The following is a 250-nucleotide window of genomic DNA, read 5'->3' on the forward strand; positions in this document are numbered from 1 at the left end:
ATTCAGGGCTATACGGCTCTGCTGAACCCGCATTATCTGGATGCCTCACTTCTGGTATTTGTTGAGATTACTCTGAATCGTGGTGCACCAGATGTGTTTGAGCAATTTAACGCCGCTGTACAAAAACTTGAAGAAATTCAAGAGTGTCATCTGGTTTCCGGTGATTTTGACTACCTGTTGAAAACCCGTGTGCCTGATATGTCCGCCTACCGTAAGCTGCTGGGTGAAACCCTGCTGCGTCTGCCAGGCG

At 48.4% G+C, this 250-nt stretch carries 1 protein-coding gene; it reads left to right on the forward strand.

Features of this window, described 5'->3' with window-relative positions:
* Positions 1–250: Lrp/AsnC ligand binding domain-containing protein (locus RTW80_RS30180; RefSeq protein WP_312721865.1), on the forward strand; the 250-nt coding region annotated here is incomplete at both ends.

It is taken from the genome of Escherichia sp. AM3, from assembly GCF_032029835.1.
In the GTDB taxonomy this organism is placed as follows: Bacteria; Pseudomonadota; Gammaproteobacteria; order Enterobacterales; family Enterobacteriaceae; genus Escherichia; species Escherichia coli.